Annotated in this window: 17 protein-coding genes and 2 tRNA genes; 4 read left to right on the top strand and 15 right to left on the bottom strand. The window is 32.5% G+C overall.

Annotated features, from left to right (window positions below):
• Nucleotides 1-512 precede the first annotated feature (512 nt).
• Nucleotides 513-603: transfer RNA gene (locus tag DW269_RS09680), tRNA-Ser, on the top strand.
• An 8-nt stretch (nt 604-611) separates the two neighbouring features.
• Nucleotides 612-689, top strand: a tRNA-Asp gene (locus tag DW269_RS09675).
• Between the two features lie 78 nt (nt 690-767).
• Here the strand turns inward: DW269_RS09675 and DW269_RS09670 are convergent.
• The 9 genes from DW269_RS09670 to pyrF all read right to left on the bottom strand — a co-directional run bounded on the left by DW269_RS09670 (nt 768) and on the right by pyrF (nt 10,095).
• Nucleotides 768-1,499, bottom strand: coding sequence for a CPBP family intramembrane glutamic endopeptidase (locus DW269_RS09670; protein WP_117459566.1), 732 nt, complete (start codon nt 1,497-1,499; stop codon nt 768-770).
• On the bottom strand, nt 1,499-2,329 hold the full coding sequence (locus DW269_RS09665) for a DUF975 family protein (protein WP_117459565.1): 831 nt from the start codon (nt 2,327-2,329) through the stop codon (nt 1,499-1,501). The genes DW269_RS09670 and DW269_RS09665 overlap by 1 nt, the downstream gene beginning before the upstream one ends.
• Nucleotides 2,330-2,331: 2 nt before the next feature.
• On the bottom strand, nt 2,332-3,429 hold the full coding sequence (locus tag DW269_RS09660) for a CDP-glycerol glycerophosphotransferase family protein (protein WP_117459564.1): 1,098 nt from the start codon (nt 3,427-3,429) through the stop codon (nt 2,332-2,334).
• Nucleotides 3,419-4,612, bottom strand: a complete 1,194-nt coding sequence (locus DW269_RS09655; protein ID WP_117459563.1) for a CDP-glycerol glycerophosphotransferase family protein — start codon at nt 4,610-4,612, stop codon at nt 3,419-3,421. Before DW269_RS09655 ends, DW269_RS09660 begins: the two co-directional genes overlap by 11 nt.
• Nucleotides 4,613-4,705: 93 nt before the next feature.
• The gene (locus DW269_RS09650; protein ID WP_117459562.1) at nt 4,706-6,940 is read right to left on the bottom strand and encodes a CDP-glycerol:glycerophosphate glycerophosphotransferase; all 2,235 of its coding nucleotides are present in this window, start codon (nt 6,938-6,940) and stop codon (nt 4,706-4,708) included.
• Nucleotides 6,941-6,990: 50 nt separating this feature from the next.
• Nucleotides 6,991-7,809 (bottom strand): ABC transporter ATP-binding protein, encoded by an 819-nt coding sequence (locus DW269_RS09645; protein WP_022424226.1) that lies wholly within the window; start codon nt 7,807-7,809, stop codon nt 6,991-6,993.
• A gap of 8 nt (nt 7,810-7,817) precedes the next feature.
• Entirely contained in the window at nt 7,818-8,621 is an 804-nt protein-coding gene (locus tag DW269_RS09640) for an ABC transporter permease (protein ID WP_117459561.1), read from the bottom strand.
• A 128-nt stretch (nt 8,622-8,749) separates the two neighbouring features.
• On the bottom strand, nt 8,750-9,388 hold the full coding sequence (gene pyrE, locus DW269_RS09635; protein WP_117459560.1) for an orotate phosphoribosyltransferase: 639 nt from the start codon (nt 9,386-9,388) through the stop codon (nt 8,750-8,752).
• A 2-nt stretch (nt 9,389-9,390) separates the two neighbouring features.
• Nucleotides 9,391-10,095 carry an orotidine-5'-phosphate decarboxylase gene (gene pyrF / locus DW269_RS09630; protein ID WP_117459559.1) on the bottom strand — a complete coding sequence of 235 codons (705 nt, stop codon included), beginning with the start codon at nt 10,093-10,095 and terminating at the stop codon, nt 9,391-9,393.
• Nucleotides 10,096-10,262: 167 nt separating this feature from the next.
• Here pyrF and DW269_RS09625 point away from each other — a divergent pair, with 167 nt between their 5' ends.
• Complete coding sequence (locus DW269_RS09625) at nt 10,263-11,891, top strand: polysaccharide biosynthesis protein (RefSeq protein WP_199410057.1); 1,629 nt, start codon at nt 10,263-10,265, stop codon at nt 11,889-11,891.
• A 32-nt stretch (nt 11,892-11,923) separates the two neighbouring features.
• Here DW269_RS09625 and DW269_RS09620 read toward each other — a convergent pair whose 3' ends face one another.
• Genes DW269_RS09620 through DW269_RS09600 form a run of 5 tightly spaced genes read right to left on the bottom strand, consistent with a single transcriptional unit; the run spans nt 11,924 to nt 14,832 of the window.
• The gene (locus DW269_RS09620) at nt 11,924-12,148 is read right to left on the bottom strand and encodes an acyl carrier protein (protein ID WP_022424221.1); all 225 of its coding nucleotides are present in this window, start codon (nt 12,146-12,148) and stop codon (nt 11,924-11,926) included.
• Between the two features lie 45 nt (nt 12,149-12,193).
• The gene (locus DW269_RS09615) at nt 12,194-12,571 is read right to left on the bottom strand and encodes an MG284/MPN403 family protein (RefSeq protein WP_022424220.1); all 378 of its coding nucleotides are present in this window, start codon (nt 12,569-12,571) and stop codon (nt 12,194-12,196) included.
• A 50-nt stretch (nt 12,572-12,621) separates the two neighbouring features.
• Nucleotides 12,622-13,356, bottom strand: a complete 735-nt coding sequence (locus tag DW269_RS09610; RefSeq protein ID WP_117459557.1) for a tyrosine-protein phosphatase — start codon at nt 13,354-13,356, stop codon at nt 12,622-12,624.
• 2 nt (nt 13,357-13,358) lie between these two features.
• On the bottom strand, nt 13,359-14,003 hold the full coding sequence (locus DW269_RS09605; protein ID WP_117459556.1) for a TatD family nuclease-associated radical SAM protein: 645 nt from the start codon (nt 14,001-14,003) through the stop codon (nt 13,359-13,361).
• Between the two features lies 1 nt (nt 14,004).
• Entirely contained in the window at nt 14,005-14,832 is an 828-nt protein-coding gene (locus DW269_RS09600; RefSeq protein ID WP_117459555.1) for a pyridoxamine kinase, read from the bottom strand.
• A 77-nt stretch (nt 14,833-14,909) separates the two neighbouring features.
• Between DW269_RS09600 and DW269_RS09595 the strand changes: the two genes are divergently transcribed.
• Complete coding sequence (locus DW269_RS09595; protein ID WP_117459554.1) at nt 14,910-15,488, top strand: pentapeptide repeat-containing protein; 579 nt, start codon at nt 14,910-14,912, stop codon at nt 15,486-15,488.
• A gap of 9 nt (nt 15,489-15,497) precedes the next feature.
• Here the strand turns inward: DW269_RS09595 and DW269_RS09590 are convergent, their stop codons facing one another.
• Nucleotides 15,498-18,431, bottom strand: a complete 2,934-nt coding sequence (locus tag DW269_RS09590) for an LTA synthase family protein (RefSeq protein ID WP_147321693.1) — start codon at nt 18,429-18,431, stop codon at nt 15,498-15,500.
• Nucleotides 18,432-18,726 lie beyond the last annotated feature (295 nt).

Here is an 18,726-nt window from a genome sequence, read left to right as displayed (position 1 = left end):
CATCAGATTTTCTACTTCATATGAAACTGGAAAAGTAAACATTGAAGAGAAATGGCATCTGTGATTCTTAGAATGATTGTGGACACAGATATCTTCAGTATCAAAATGATAAGAGCTATACCTATGCCCACTTCAATTAAGGAAGCATATTACAAGTATTGTTATGGGATTTTTTTGAATAAGTTAACGTAAAGCAACAATTTACTTAAAAAAGCGAAATTATTTAATAAATTTATTATGATTGAAAAAATGCTTTATACTTTCTCTCTTTTAAATGTGCTTTTATTATTAATCAATCATATTTATATTTCTAATCTTATTATAATTTTTTTGGAAAATGAATAGTGCTTTTGTATATAATGCACATATTTTGATGATGAATTCATATTAAATCATAATGAATTCATAATGCCTAAAGTGGAATTTAACTTTTCACTTTAGATTTATGATTTTTATGCAAAAAGTGCTTGCATACCCTAAATCTATATGGTATATTAAGTAGGCAGTCCGATGCAGACATACTCAAGAGGCTGAAGAGGCTCCCCTGCTAAGGGAGTAGGTGGGGTAACCTGCGCGAGGGTTCAAATCCCTCTGTCTGCGCCATTGCAAATGGTCTGGTAGTTCAGTTGGTTTAGAATGCCGCCCTGTCACGGCGGAGGTCGCGGGTTCGAGCCCCGTCCAGACCGCCATTTGTAATTTAACACTTCTTCGAAAGTGTTTTTTATTTATATATACTTTAAATGCCAGACATTGTCTGGCATTTTTGTTTAGAATAAGATGACTAATAACGCAAATATGTTGTTTGTCATATGTGTAAGAATAGAAGCCCAGATATTATCTGTACTTTCATAAATATACGCAAAGACGAGTCCTGAGAAAGCATATGGTATCATCTGTACCATTTCAAAGATATTACCTGCAAAGACTGAATTCATAACATGAATAAAGCCAAATAAGAAGGCAGAGACCACATAAGCTAAGAATCTGTTATATTTACGTAAACCAGTAAAAACAACACCTCTGAAAATTAATTCTTCTCCTATTGGTGCTAAGAAACCTGTCACAAAGAACATGATAGCAGGAATACTTTTAGTGAGTGATTCTACCTGCTGCTGATTCACACTTGATGATTGATCCACAAACAGTTTAACTATACTGCTTCCAATCGCATTAGCACATATATTAAGGAAGAATCCTAGAAAACATCCTGCAACAATAATAGATAGCTTATTATTCATGAAATCCTTCCATTGACGTTTGATGAACTTTCTTAAGATGATTACTGCAACAAGTGCAGTAATCAAATCTACCACAAAATTCAACCAAATATTCGCATTTATTGAAGTGATTGAAAGGTTAAATGTTAAGATTGTCCACTTTACAATCGCACTACCAATATAACTATTACAATAAAAGAATAAAGGAAGTAGAATCAGACATCCAAGTACTAATTCCTGACCTGAAAGTCTTCTAGTAAAACGATCAATTTTTTGTCTCATTAGATTCTCCCTTCATCATAGAACTTATAAGCAATTTCTTTATAAAATAATGCCTGTACAGTAATATAAGCAGGCTGATATGTATAAGCCGCTACTGCTGCGCTTAAAATTGAACCAATCAATCCTGCAATACCATTATCACCAAATACGCCACCAATCATACCACTAATGATGGCACATAGAAGAATCCATCCAATAAATGAAAGATTGATTAATAATAAATCCGCGCAATGACCTTTCATTAATGTGAATGATTCCTTAAGCGCCCCAAAGCCTTTAATACCATATTCCTGATGTAGGTATGTCATCGCAAACATACGTAAATTAACCCAGATCATTACAAATGCGAAGGCAAAGAGCAACACAAACAATAATATCGCGCTTAGTGCTGATAGACCTGAAACAACACCCGTAATAGGTGAAACTCTATAAGGATCACTTAATAGCGCAAATAAGCCACCAAAAGAACCAAGAGAGCATACCACAATAAATGCTACAAAAATGGATATTATAACGAAGTTTACAAGTACTTTTACAAGATAAGTTGGTACGTATTCAATCCAGTTAACTAGACCATAAACACCATCATTATCGGATAATTCTTGTTCACGATCAGTAACAACTTTAAGCCCTGCAACAACATGTCCTTGTTCTACTGCCAGTATTAACGCTGAAACAATCAAATAAATGATATACATTACCCCATTACCTGAATCAAGTAAGCTAGGGAATGCTGAAATAACACCTATGATCAAGCAGATACGTGATAAACTTGCTTTGTTGACGCGTGCAATTTCTCTTGCACGTTGTTTAATCATTGAAGTATTCATAATTAATCCTCCTTGATTAATTGTTCTATGAATAAGATGATACGTTCTACATTCTTTCCATCCTGATATTTAAAGAACTTATTCTTAAATGCTTTAATATCATAATGTTTATTAGAATGTATTGCATCTACTAATTCATCTTCATTATAACATAATGGACCAGGCATTTCCTTCTTATAGTCTACAAAACATCCTAAATGACGCATATATTCCTTTAAATCAGGCACATAGAAATACAACGGCTTATCTAGAATAGAATAATCAAAGATAATAGAAGAAAAATCAGAAATAAGCGCATCACTTACAATAAATAAATCGTAAGTATTCTCATGATTCATATTAAGTATACGTTCATTTTCTTCAATCGGAATATTATGCATAAGTGGATGATATTTATAAAGTAGAACTGTATCTTCATCTAGCAAAGACATAAGCTTCTTTGAATCAAAATCAACTGCTTTAAATCCTTTATAAATATTTCCTCTAAATGTAGGTGCATAAAGTAATATCTTCTTATTTTTTAATTTTGGATACTTGAGATAAAAGTTCTTTTTTGCTTCTTCTTTATATGTTTCATCAAATAAATGATCGACACGTGGCATACCTGTTACAAGTACGTTGTTTTTATCTACAGAGAAAGCAAGAGAATAAGGTTCTACCCAATAATCACTATTCGCAATAACATAGTCATAGTTATTAATAGGATATTGTCTTTTAATCGCATTTCCAAACTTCTTAATAGCTCCTGTGGCATGCCATACTTCAATGACCTTAACACCTTGTCTCTTATAATGAGAGACTACATAGTTATTGTCATTAATGAGTACGATATGGGATGTATTAATCACAATAATTTGTTTAATGCAGTTAAGGAGATATAAGAAATCATTCCATACTGATTTTTTATCATAATGAATGAGTACTTTCTTAATAGAATAATGAGATGCATCAAGATGATTATAGATATCTAAGAAATCATCTCTTAAAACATTGTCTTCTAATGAAACAAATGCAATTTGATTCTTTTTAATAGGAATAAGTGATACAAAGATGTTCACAAATGAAAGAATGATGTTTAATACAATTTTCTTAAGCCCCATGCTGTTCACCTAATAGTATATCAATGACACGTTTGCTGGCCTGTCCGTCTTCATGATTATTAAAACGTTCATTGAAGCCTTTTAAACGGTCATAATCAAAATCATGTATATGAATCTTCTCAAGTAGTGTATCTTCATTTTCTACCACTTCTCCAGGAAGATCTTTATAAATATCTAAATAGAATCCTCTTAATTCATCACGATAGTTTTCTAAATCATACATATAGAAATAGATTGGTCTTTTTAATATTGCATAATCAAAGAAGACACTTGAGTAATCTGTCACTAACGCATCTGCAATTAAGTATAAGTCTGCAATATCTTCCTGAGGATCTACATAATAAACGAAGTCTTTCACTTCATCTAAGTTAAAATCATTCACAATCAAATAATGAGGTTTAAATACAACAATATATTCATCCCCTAATACTTCCTGCCATTTTTTGAAGTTAACTTCTAATTTGAATGTATAACCCTTCATATTAAATGAGTTATCACGCCATGTAGGTGCATAGAGTAAGATCTTTTTATCGTGAGGAAGATGCATTCTATTTTTAATAGTTTCTACATCTTCTTTTGTATAGTTAGATAATATATCATTTCTCGGGTAGCCTGTTTCAATCAGTCTTTCCTTATTGATTCTAAAAGATGTCTGGAAAACTTCTGTTGTAAAGGCACTCGGAGAAATCATATAGTTGTATTTAGAGACATCATTATCATAAGTTGCTCGCATTTCTTCTATAGACATGCCAGAACGATAGAATGTTGTCCCTTCTGGTACCTCAATATCATGAGCAAGCTTCTTTAAAGGTGTACCATGCCAAGTTTGTAAATAGACCTGGTTATCCTTCTTTAATACATATTTAGGAAGCTTACAGTTAGAAATCCAATACTTGCTTCTTGCAAGATAGAAGAAATAAGGAATACTGAAGTATTCTATAATCTTAGCATTAGGAATAGTGAGATTCTTTTCTTTATGATGCTTGATTGCATAGATACAGCGATATGAGGCATATTCTTTATGATCACTGATATATTGGTGTAATGCCTTAGGATTATCTGTATAGCCACGACCATGGAAAGATATAAATAAGATTGTATGATCATCACACGGTATGAAGCGATAAACAATTCGATATAATAAACGAATCATTTTACCTAGTATTTTCTTAATAAATTTCATGATGATTTCTCCTTTGTTAGGGTCTATTATAGTGAGAATGACTGTCCTAGTCAATCAAACTGATACAAAGAAAAAGCTCCCTGTAAAGGAAAGCTAATTCTTTTCAAATACTGTTTCAACAACTCTCTGCGAAGAATGACCATCTTCCCAGCCACAGAACTTGTCATAGAACTTTACATAGCGGTCTGCATATTTTTCAGTGATTTCATCCATATGCTTGATTGTGTCAATGACTTCGTCTGTTGTGAATACAAGTGGGCCTGGAAGTTCTTCTTCCATATTGATATAGAAGCCTCTTAATACATCACGATATTTATCTAAGTCATATGTATAGAATAACATTGGACGTTTGAGGTTCGCAAAATCAAAGAATACACTTGAATAGTCAGTAATAAGAATATCACTCATCAAATAGATTTCAGTAATATCATCATACTTACTTAAATTAAACGCAAAACCATCTAAACCAGTTAAATCAAGTACATCCGCAATATAATAATGTGTTCTTAGGATAATGACATATTCATCACCTAATTCTTTTCTCATCTGTTCAAGATTCAATTTTAACTGGAACTTATAAGCACCATTGCCATAATATTCATCATCTCTCCATGTAGGAGCATAGAGAATAACTTTCTTGTCTAGTGGTATACCAACCTTTTTCTTTAATTCTTTCGCAATTTCTTCTTTATGAGGATCAGAGAGTAAGTCATTTCTAGGATAACCTGTATCTAACATCGTATCTCCTTCATCCTTATACATAAAGCAGCTCTTGAATATTTCACTAGAAAATGCATTAGGTGCAATGAGATAATCCCATTCCTGTTTCTGACGATAGAACTGAGCCTTATATGTAGGAGAAGCTGCAGTCACTTCTTCCTGGTCAAAGGCTAGACGTTTAAGTGGTGTGCCATGCCATGTTTCTAGGAAGACCTGTCCTTCTCTTTTACGATACCATAATGGCTGTCTTGTATTAAATACGAAGTATTTACATACAGCAAGATAGTAAGCATATTTACGTGTCATACGTTTAACGACTGTTCCACCATATGGGAGTTTTGTCTTCGTGTCATTAAGTACCCAGACAAATTCATATTGTCCAGGGAAGTTCTTAGCCAAATATTCATAAATATATTTAGGTGAATCTGCATAACTTGCCCCACGGAATGTTTCAAACATAATAAGATTTTTCTGAATAGGTTCATTCTTATATTTATGTCTATATAAGTACTTATTCATTTCATTCTTATTCTTAAAGATTTTCTTGGCTTTAACACCAGCTAAGTGAGCTGCAATGATTTTTTGTGCTTTCTTTAAGTCATGATTCATACATGCTTTAGAAAGACTGCGACGATAAAGTGATTTCTTTAATAGTTCTGGTTCAATACGAGTTAGAACTTTGGCCATTGTATCAAAACGTGTTGTTCTCCATTTATCATCTTCACTTCTTCTGACCTTTTTAGCAAAGAAACTAGTAAAGTAGTTAGCCATCTTCGCATTAATATAATAATGAATAGATGGATAATCCTTAGAAATCTCTAAGCAATAGTTATGTGCTTCAATAAATTCATCAAAACGACCATCAGGATCCTTAATCTGGGATAAAGCAGGACGATTGATTGGGTCATTATGTTTACGTTTAACTAGAATAGCATCTTCCACAAAAGAAACATCATTTGTATATTTTAATAGTTCAACTACAAATGGTGCATCTGTATACCAGAAGAATTCTTCTTTAAAAGAAATATGATTCTCTTCAATAAGTGAACGTTTAATAAGAAGATTTAAGCATGATACATTTCTTAATGCATGTCTTGTACGAATAAGAAGATCAATCTTAAACTGTTCTGGTTCACTGTCATAAACATGTTCTTCTTGTTTTCTTTCCACTTTTTCAAGACGATCATGATCTTTATCCTTTAAGTTTCTTTCGATATTTGTTTCATCGCTCATTGTTTCATAAACCTTTTTCTTGAACCATGAAACCATTCTTTTACCAGCAACAACTTGATTATTAGATTTTTTTGCTTCTTCCATTAAAGCATTTAGACAGTTAGGCAATACATAGTCGTCACTATCTAAGAAATAAACATAATCTCCCTTAGCAAGATTAAGACCCATATTTCTCTTTTTACCTACTGTTGCTTCACCAGATTCAATAAGAGTAATAGGTAAATCATATTTGTGGATCTTATCCTTTACATATTCAATAGCATCTACTACTAAAAGGACTTCATAATCAGTCAAATTCTGATTCTTGATGCTTTCTAAACAGTCATATAAATAATGTATATAACGATTAAATGGTATGATAATTGATAATTTCATAACTTTACTTCCTTTCTCTATTTAAAAGGGCAGGTTCCCCTGCCCTTTGTTTATCTAGTCTTAATAGCAGCAAAGAGCTTATCACCTAGTGTACGATGAGAATTAGGAATCACACGCTTTGCGAATTTCTCATCACGTACTTTCCTTTTCTCTTTTGCGGATAAATGATTGTAGTACTCTACATAGTCAGCATAATGATCACATACTTCATCAATATCTCCATATTCACGAAGCATACCACCTTCAATCCACATAGCACTATCACAAAATGATCTTACCTGTCTTAAGTTATGTGAAATAAAGATAATTGTTTTACCTTGTTCTTTTAATTCAGTCATCTTATTCAGACATTTTTCAGCAAAACCTTTATCACCGACACTTAATGCTTCATCGACAATCATGATATCTGGATCAAGACAAAGGTTAATTGAGAAACCAAGTCTTGATTTCATACCTGATGAATATTTCTTTACAGGCTGGTAGAGGAAATCACCAATTTCTGCGAAATTAATAACACCTTCTTTAATCTCTTCAATACGCTTTTTAGAAAGACCTAATAAAGCACCTTTTAATTCAATATTCTCCAGTCCTGTCAACTGTGCATTTAATCCAGTATTAATAGCAATCAAAGCCTGTGTCCCATTTACAATGATTTCACCTTCATCAGGATCACAGATTCCTGCAAGAATGATGGACATAGTTGATTTACCAGAACCATTTGTTCCTAGAATACCTACAACCTGTCCTTTCTTGATTTCAAAGTTTAAATCCTTGAGGGCATAAAACTTGACATCGCTTTTTTTCTCTTTAGATCTTAGTTCATATATTTTAGAAGCATGACGTGCTTCAATTGCGATATTTGAATCCATAATCCCTCCTAAATAAAGTCTACAAACTTAGATTTGAATTTATACATAATACAGCTTCCAAATATAAATAAGAAAACCGTAATAGCCCAGAAACAGAAAGCAGAATATTTATAATACATAATTCCACGATGATAGAAGAAACAGTCACGATAGCCCTGAACAATATAATAAATAGGGTTAGTTAACATGATTCTCTGTAGAATAGATGGAAGGCTCTTTACATTCCATAGGATTGGAGTCATGTATAATAATAAACGCATAATAGCAAGCACTAACTTTCTTGTATCACGTGCAAGCATATTGAGAACAGATGTTGTCATTGATAAAGAAATAGAGAAGACAACACCACAGAAACAATAATAAATAAGTCCTATCCAATGTAATGATGGATAATAACCAGCAAAACAGAATAGTATTGTCAATATACACATCAAGCAGAAGTGGTCAAATAGTTTAGATAATACCACTGTTGCTGGAAGGACACTGACTGGGAATTTCATTTTAGTAATAATATTTATTTTAGAGAAGATAGCATTACATCCTGCAGTAATACATGGAGAAATAAAGAACCATACAACCATACCTCCAAGCATCCACCAGATATATTCAATACCATCTACTGACTTACGATTTAATACTAATCCAAATACAAACCAATATGTTAATACTTGAATAATTGGATTCGCAAAGTTCCAGAATAAACCTAACTTTGAATCACGCATGTCAGCTAGTACTTCATATTTCGAAATAGAATAAATACGAAATAAGTTCTCGCTGTTTTCTTTGATTACATATTTTACAGCCTCTAACACGTTGGATCCTCCTTAATAATCTATCTTAATATTTATACAGCATTATACTTCAAAAAGCAATATTAGCCTTTTTTATTATACTTTATTTATACGTAAAAAAAAAGGAGGGATATCCCCTCCTAGATGAATTATTTAGTCATCCAGCTTTCATCATGTGGATCAACTTTCCATGCTTTAAGCTTTTCTAATGCTTCTTCTTTAATGTAGTTATGTTCTACAGCAACAGGAAGAAGAGCATCATAGTTAGATAAAGTTACGAAATGACAATCCTTATCTGCGAAGTTCTTGATAGAATCCTTTAAACCATAAGTGAAGATAGCAACTAGTCCTAATACTTCACAGCCAGCTTCTCTTAATGCATCTACTACTTCTAAAGAAGATCCACCAGTGGAAATTAAGTCTTCTACTACTACAACCTTCATACCTTCTCTTACAGCACCTTCAATACGGTTCTGACGTCCATGAGACTTATTTGAACCACGTACATATCCCATTGGTTTATTTAAGATATCAGCCACTAATGCAGCATGTGCAATACCAGCAGTTGAAGTACCCATTAATACTTCACAATCAGGATAGTTTTCCTGTACTAATTCAGCTAAACCTTTTTCGATATCATTTCTTACTTTTGGATAAGATAAAGTTAATCTATTATCACAATAGATTGGTGATTTAATACCTGAAGCCCAAGTAAATGGTTCATCAGGGCTTAAGAATACAGCCTTGATACTTAATAAATCTTTCGCAATTAATTCTTCTCTACTCATTATTATTCTCCTTGAAATTGATTAAATACTTCTTTATAAGCAGCTACTGGATCAGCTGCCTTAGTAATTGTACGACCTACTACAATATAGCTAGAAGTCATATCTTTAGCCATAGCTGGTGTAGTCACACGCTTCTGGTCATCTTTAGCATCACTTGCAAGTCTGATACCTGGAGTTACTGTTAAGAAATCTGCTCCTACTGCATCATGAATACCTTTAGATTCTAATGGTGAGCATACAACACCATCAAGTCCTGCTTCTTTCGCATTCTTAGCCCATCTGATTGCGACATCCTGAATAGGTTCATGAATACCTAATTCATCATCTAATACTTCCTGACTTAAAGAAGTAAGACATGTAACTGCAATACACAAAGGACGATCCTTGCCCTTTTCTTCTTCTAAACCTTCAATTGCAGCCTGCATCATAGCCTTAGAGCCTGAAGCATGAACATTAACGATATCAACATCAAGACGTGCTAAATTCTTCATAGCCATCTTTACTGTATGAGGAATATCATGTAATTTCAAGTCTAAGAAGATTGAATGTCCTCTTTCTTTGATAGCCTGAATGATTGCAGGTCCTTCTCCATAGAAGAGTTCCATACCTACCTTCACAAAGAGCGGTTCATCAAATTTATCTAGGAATTCAAGAACATCAGCTTTGTTTTTGAAATCGAGTGCAATAATTACTCTGCTTTTAGTCATAAACTACCCTCCAATTTTTTTATTCTCTATGAAGTATATCATAAAACATATAAACCTGGGAGATTTTTAAAAATATTATTATAAAAACTTAGCAGATGTTTTGGTGAATATATTGTAATAACCATATAAAAATGATATAAATTAAAAATGAAAGAATTTATTAAGGAGTGAATATTTTGAACAAATCTAAATCGATTGTTAAGCAGGCTTCTATCCTTGCACTCGCTGGTATACTTGTTCGTATTATCGGTGTCTTATATAGAAGTCCATTAACCGCTTTAATTGGTGATGAAGGGAATGGGTATTACTCTACAGCATATAACATCTATGCAATGGTATTACTTATTTCTTCTTACAGTATTCCTACAGCTATCTCTAAGCTAATCAGTGAGAAGCTTGCTCTTCGTCAGTATAATAATGCCCGTAAGATTTTTAAATGTGCACTTATCTATATTGTTGTCGTAGGTGGATCTGCTGCCTTGCTTACATTTATCTTAGCGCCTTGGATTGTGACTGAGAATGCAGTATTCGCATTAAGAATTTTATGTCCTACTATTTTCTTATCTGGTTTAGTAGGTGTATTAAGAGGTTATTTCCAGGCTTATTCTACAACTGTTTATACATCAGTCTCACAGATTATTGAACAAATGTTGAATGCTGTCGTTTCTGTTGGTGCCGCTTATTTATTTATTCAGCCATATGCAAATAATCATACTTTACTAGCAAGTCGTGGTGCCGGAGGAAGTGCCTTAGGTACTGGATTTGGTGTTCTTGTTGCTCTTATTTATATGGTATGTGTTTACCTTAGAAAAGGCAGACATATGATTGATGAAACAGACGCAGATCCTCGTGTACAATCAGGCAAAGCCATCTTCCGTTCTATTTTAAATATAGTCACACCAATCATCATTTCTACATGTATCTATAACTTAGTTTCTACTATCGATATGTTTATCTTCTATGGTATTATGCAGGCACGTGGTGTTGTACTGATTGATGTTGTTAAACTTTATGGTGTTTATGCAGGTAAATTTGTTGTGTTGATGAATGTTCCTGTCGCTCTCGCAAGTGCTATGAGTACAGCTACTATTCCAGCTATTTCTAGTTCATATGCATTAAAAGATTTAAAAGAAGTACGTGCAAATATTAAAAATAGTACTTTTATTACTATGCTTATTTTAATTCCTGCTGCTGTAGGCATGGGTGTTCTTGCTTATCCTGTAATGGGATTAATCTTCCCACAGCCTAAAACTTTAAAAATTGCATCTACTGCACTGACTCTAGGTGCTCCTGCGATTGTCCTTTATGGTTTATCTACTTTATCTAACGGTATCTTACAGGCAATTGGAGCAGTTAAAGTCCCTTTAAGAAACGCAGCTAAAGCTTTAGTTGTTCATGTTGTGATTTTAGTATTAATGCTTGTATTAGTACCATCACAATTCCTAGATGTAGGTATTTATTTACTTGTTATTGGAACTATGCTTTATGCTTTACAAATGTGTATAAGTAACCAATATGCTTTAAATAGATTAGTAGGTTATCATGTTAATTTTAAAACAGCTGTCTTATTACCATTAGTTGCTTCTATTTTAATGGGTGCATGTGCCTATGGTTCATATTATCTACTTTTCAAGGTATTCCACCGTGTCTTTATTCCACTTATTCTTGCAATAATAGTAGGTGTAGTTGTCTACTTCTTCAGTATTCTATTTATCTTCAAGGATCATTTAGAAATGTTGAGTGGTGTGCCTTATGTAGATAAGATTATTCGTAAACTATTTAAAAACAAAGCTTAAAAAAATCCAGACATTATTTGTCTGGATTTTTCTTATGCCTTCTTTTTATCGATTAAATCACATACATCTTTCATTGTATGAATAGACATTAATTCCTCATCAGAGAATTCAATTCCTAATTCTTCTTCTAAGTCCATAATTAAATCTACAACATCAAGAGAATCAATACCTAAATCTCTTAGGTTAGAATCTAATGTAAGTTCCTGGCCTTTTAATTTACTGCTTAAAGCTTCTTTGATTTTATCGAAATAATTCATGTTGTTCACCTCACAACACTAATTATAACGCAATTTTCCCCACAATTACAATATACTTGTCACATAATCAAAAAATGCATTAATAGCTGCTTCTTGTCGGCGATAATAAGTAGCACGGGAATAATATGTCTTCCACCAATGTTTATGTTCATAGAAATAGTCTTCTAGTATAATATGGTAATACTCATCACCAATAATAGATTGAGATTTTTCAATAAATATAATTCGTTTAGTGAGTTCCTGTTTTAATTGTATTCTATGAAGTAAATAGTCTTCTTTAGAGGACGATGAAGTTTGATAGTAATCTTCATAGTTAATTGAAGGATATAAGTTTGCCTGGTTTAATGAATTAAGTATATTTTTATCTTTCTCATATTGTTTAAGTAATAATCTAATGATTCTGATTTTTTCTTTCTTGTTCATAAAAAAACACCTCCTATAGGTATATACCTTATAAGAAGTGTTTTTTCTCATTAAATGATAAAAGATTGTTTAATATCTTCAATATCTTCTTCAGACATACCGATATGGTATAAATAAGCTTTGGCACTGCCATAGTGTTCTCTTAGATAATCTAAGAAGATCATCATATAACGTGGTGAAGATGTAAGGAAGTTTTCTGTATCTTCATCCATCATTTCTTTAAGTGCTTCTATGATTTCATGGTTATTGGCATAAGATTCACTATAGTCCTTAACGATATCATGATCGTAACATCCTGCAAGTTCTAGTAATAATGCCGCAATAATACCTGTACGGTCTTTACCAGCACTACAATGGAATAAAACACCTTCATATAAATGATCCTTAAAGACATCAAAGACAGCTTTGATCTGCTTCTGATGTGCTTCTAACATATAAATATAAACACCGCCAAGATCTTTATATTCTTTTACTTCACTTGGTACGACCTTAACGACTGCATCATCCATTAAATTGATTTCAATGTTTTCTACATCACGATAGTCTTTAAATGGTGTTGGCTGTGCTTCTTTTTCAAAATCAGAACGTAAATCAATAGTCACACGCACACCATAATCATAAAGCTTTTCTAGATCTCCTTCAGTTGCATTAGCGGGTGAAGATGCACGGATATAATGATGGCTTTTTGTATAATAGCCTTCCTGTGTTTCATATCCACCTAGATCTCTTGTATTTGTCATCTTATCTAGAGCGATTAAACGCTCTTCACTTGTCATATATTGCATATTTACTCCTCAAAAGGTCTTACTCTTAAAGTAACACCTATTTCATCTGTAATTTTCTGACATGATTCAATCTTTTCTTCACCAATAATATCAACAACAGTTAATACAACATTTGGTACATAAGCCTTACATTTCTTTGCGAAATCAAGCATATCATCAAAAGAAGAAATACCAAACTTAGAACGTGTCAATTCTAGAAATTCTTCTTTTGTAGGGGCATTTAATGAGATAGAGACTGTATCAAAACGTCCTTTGTATTCTGGAGTGACATCTCTACCATAAATATCATTAGCTAAACCATTCGTATTAATACGAATCTTCATATCCTTCTTAACAGAACGGATATAATCAATGACTTCTTTGATATCATCCCATCTTTCCATTGGTTCACCAAATCCACAAAAGACGATTTCTTTAAAATCATTGAGATTGTATTTCTTAAACTCTTCAATAATCATTTCTTTAGAAGGTTCTTCTTTTAACCATAAAGAGTTATTTTCCATCATCTCTTTAGTTTGTCTTAAACAGAATGTACATGCACATGGACAACGATTTGTTGTATTCACATAGCATGTAACTCCTTTAGTAGAGTCTAAATGTGAAAGATCAATATAAGTATTTTTATAAAGTGTATATAAAATAGTCATGTTAGAAATCTCCTAATTCACTTAAATATTGTTCAAAGCATAAGCCATAATAAGTTGGTGTGCCTATTTCTTCACTATAGGCGATACATTGAGACGAGAATTCAGTTGCTTTTTTGACACATTCATAAAAAGAATGATTATTTAAATAGCCTCCTGCAATAACACTTGATACGACATCCCCTGTCCCACTACGATCTGGTCCAATACGATCCACAATAATACTTGACGTTTTACCATGATCATAAATGAAATTCATAATATGTGAGGCATCTATTGGTATTCCTGTTACTACAATCATCTGTGGTCCTTTTAAAGAAAGTTCATAACACATTTGACCTAGTTCTTCTTTAGAAGGAATGACTTCAGGATAGTTACGATCAAGTAGTGTCACGATTTCTGTTAGGTTTGGTGTGAGAATATCTGCATAATGAACAAGGTTCTTCATACTCTCTGCCATTTCTTTACTATATGTCGCATATAAATGTCCATGGTCTCCCATAACTGGATCTACTAATACGAATGTTTCTTTACGTTTAAAGGATTGAATGAAATCAATAACGATTTCTACCTGCTCCTTTGAACCTAGAAAACCAGTCGCAATGCCATCAAATTCTAGTTTCAAATCCTTATATGTCTGAATATATTCAGGCATATGTTTAGTATAGTCATCAAAGTGATATACAGGAAACTGCGTATGGGTTGATAATATAGCTGTAGGTACTGGTACAGCCTGAATACGCATAGTTGATATAATTGGTGCCATAACCGCAATAGAACATCTTCCAAAGCCTGTTATGTCATTGATTAAAGCCATTTTTTTTTGTCTCATAGTCTTACCTCGTACAAGTATTTTATCATATCGACACTTTTTTTCAATAACGATATAATAGAGATGAGGTGAAGGAAATGGATTTTAATGAAAATAAGTTAATAAATCAAACATATGAGAATGATTGGCTGATAGAAGAGACATACCGACAGAGTGATTTCCATCAATGTCATTTCAACAATATTACAACACAGGATATTGTGTTTGAGAATTGTTATTTCTATCAGACAGTGTTTAATCAATGTGATTTATCGAATATCAAATTTGATAATTGCATGTTTAGACAGGTGCAGTTCAATAATTGCAAATTATTAGGAAGTGATTTTTCTGAATCTAGCTTTGATCAGGTGATCTTCAATAATTGTTTATGTCATTTCGCAAATTTCTCTTTTATGAAAAATAAGGAGACACTGTTTAATCAATGTGATTTGAGTCAGGCTATATTTCAAGATACTACGCTGAATAAGACAAAATATAAAGAATGCAGAATGATTCAAACATCATTTCTTCATGCGCCACTTAAAAATGTAGATTTATCTACATGTATTATAGAAGCAATTGAAGCAACTCCTCAGGATGTGAGTGGTGCTATCATTGATGAAATGCAAGCATCTGCTTTTATACACTTATTAAATATCAAAATAAAAGAGGCATAGTGAAATGCCTCATCGAGTGAAATTCATATTCTCAAGGTAATTATTTCCTGCTGTCATATCATATTGGACAAGCTTATAGTCATTATATAACTCTTTTTGTGATGATGAGAGATCGTCATATTTGATCAATTCTCCATTATCATTAATCATAGCTGCATCAGATTCTTCTTTAGAACCTGCTGCGGCTTTTGTAGTTATAACAGGTAATTCATCTAGAACCTTTTCTAATAATGCACTATAAGGTGTTGTTTTAGTTAAGGTTTGTTTTTGTACAAGTGACATAAAATCAGTAGGTGCTACAAGATCATATTGTTTATAAATTCTTCTACCAAGATGTCTTCTTGCATATTTATTAGAATAGATAAAATAATCTGTCTGATGAAGAATATTATTATTGTTTGTATCCCAATAAATGCCAGGTAAATGATCACCATAGAAGACAAATGTGATAGGTTTATTAATACTATCTATCTTTTCAATAAAGTTCTTCACTGCTTCATCTGTATGATGAAGTCCCATCACATATTCTTCTACCATTCCTCTAACATAATCATTAGTGACTGCATTACCACTTACTGCATATTTTTCTTTACTATCATAGTAATTGTTGTCATATGGTAAATGGTTCTGCATAGTGACAAGGTTAATGAATTTACTACCTTGAGCATCTAAAATTTCATCTATTGTATTTGCATAAGCTGTTTCATCTGATAAATAAGCACTGCGATCAATAGAAGATTGATGCTTGATTGGATATTTAGACCCTAAATACATAAACTTATTAAAGCCAAAATTTTGATAAACTGTTTGACGACTATAATAAACACCAATATATGGATGAATCGCAACCGCCTGATTAAATAGACGAGAAAAAGCATAGGCTTGATTTTGTGTTGGGACAAGCTGCGTATAAGGTGTTAAAGCAGCAGAGAAGAACCCTTGGTTTAAACCAGTTAAAGCCATATATTCCATATTAGCTGTTCCTCCTCCATAACCTGTACTATACATAAGTCCTGAAGTCGTTGTTTTCATTAAACTTCTAATATAAGGAATAGGGTCATTTGCAAGAGTAAGTTCAGGGATACGATATGGATCTGCAAAACTTTCAGATAAGCCCATAATTACTATCTGATCATCCCAATTATTTCTTCTTCTCCTATTAATTCTTGCAGATTCTTGTGCATATTTCTTATAGAGTTGTGTCATTGTTTCTTTACTATAGTTTTCTGGTTCATCCATAACAGAAACATCAATATTATTGAGGAACTGTAAGAGAGGACCATTGACCTTTGCACCAAATAGCTGATTAAAGAAATAAGGCTGATCTCCTAGATCACGCATTAATGCATTAACATAAGAACCACCATGATTAAAAAGAAGTGTACCACTAAAGAATATAGAGGTTACAAGTACCCAGATGATACTCTTTTTAAGAGACATATGAATAGCATAAGGATACTTCTTTTCTAAATAAATAATCAAAATAACGACTAAAACGACTAATGCAACACTTGCAATAATGATATTTTTACCCATCATTCCAAGTAAACTCTTCCAGGCTTTAATCATTGCAAGATCTCCTGGAATAATTGGTTCTTCACGATAAATAACCTTTAAGCGATTGGCTGCTGTAATAACAATCTGAGCAAAACCAGTAACTAAGACAGATACCCAATAACGTCTTGTAATAGCCATAAGGAAACGCGCTACTAAGACAAGCATGAGTGTATTAAGCAAGACAAAGAATTGTCTTGCAAAGAGTGTGTACCAGAAAATATTGTATGTTTCTATCGCATTGATTTCAATATTATAACTTGTATTCATTGCGATAAATGATGCAAAAGAAAGAATGTAAGCACATAGCAGCATAATGATATTGATTCTATGATTCTTTAAATGCTGCTTAATCAGTTGAGTTTCTTTAGTGAACCATTGATTACTTAATTCAAAGTCACTAAAATGTTCTTCTATTGATTTAACTACTCTTTTAACCTGTGGAAGTTGTTTAATAAGGAGTGTGACTAAGAAGATGACAAAGACAATGAGTAAAGCTTCTAATTCGCTTTGTCTAAACAGTTTATTAAATGATGTTCCTACAAGATCTTCATTCCAGGATACAATGTTTTCTAATCGTCCTGCTCCAATTAAGACAAGAGAAGCAATAGGAATATAGCGAATAAAAGACCATTTATTAAAGAATGGAATATTTCTTAAAAGACGAATAAAATAAATAGCAATCATTACTTCAAAGAATGAAATTGATGTAGTAAAGCGTAATGCAGTGGACATATCTCCATGTACAATCTTAGAACATAATGGCATCATAGTGACACATAGCACATTCATTAAACAAAGGAGAATTAAAGAAATGATTGAAAAACGTTTTTCTTCTGATGCTTCGATTACACCTAGATAAAATAAAATAAATGTGAACGAGATACTATATCCATCACTTAATCCTAGTGAGTCAATACCACTTAGTGTTGGTAAGAGAAGAAGCGCTAAAAGAATCCATTTTAAATAGCGTTGGTTTACCTTCTTCATAAATGGATAACAAATCAAAGAGAGAATAACACCGGTGATTACAGGTGATACATTTCTAATTATTGGTAAGAAGATTGAATAGATTGCATTTGTATCTATTTTTTTGGTAAGCAAAAAACAAATGATTGTAGAGATGAGTCCTACAACAACTGTATAAAGCCATAGTTTAAGTGCTTCTGCAAGACTATTTTCTTTTTTAGAATAAATATATCCTAAGGATATAATAACAAGGTCTAGCCCTATAAGTGTGATGATATGTTGGACCTGGATGGTACTCATTAAAGTACCTACTTTACTTATATTGATATGTTTTGCATGGGATGTCCAAAAGAGCTGATCAAAAAGCATCAGTAGAGTCCCTATTATTAAAGATAGATGCGCTGTATGTGTCTTTTTCAAATTATTTACTCCTCTTCATATTTAACGCTAAATATTATATCATCTTAACAAAAAAATAGCATTAAACAATACAAGAAAATGCTAGAAAAAAAGGGACTTTTTTGTCCCTCAAAGTTATCTTTTCCATAATGTTTTAGAGAAAATCATCAACATTGGGAATATTTCTAATCTTCCTGCAAGCATATCAAAGCTAAGTACAAGTTTAGAAAAAGCACTTAGACTTGAGAAGTTACCTATATAATCGAGTAGGAGAAAATAATTAAAATTATTTTCGTCCTCTCACACCACCGGGCAA

Origin of the sequence: Catenibacterium sp. AM22-6LB, assembly GCF_003435615.1 — a bacterium.
Classification (GTDB): Bacteria; Bacillota_I; Bacilli_A; order Erysipelotrichales; family Coprobacillaceae; genus Catenibacterium; species Catenibacterium mitsuoka_A.
The sequence above is the reverse complement of the archived record's forward strand: the minus strand, read 5'-3'. Positions and strand labels throughout refer to the sequence as shown.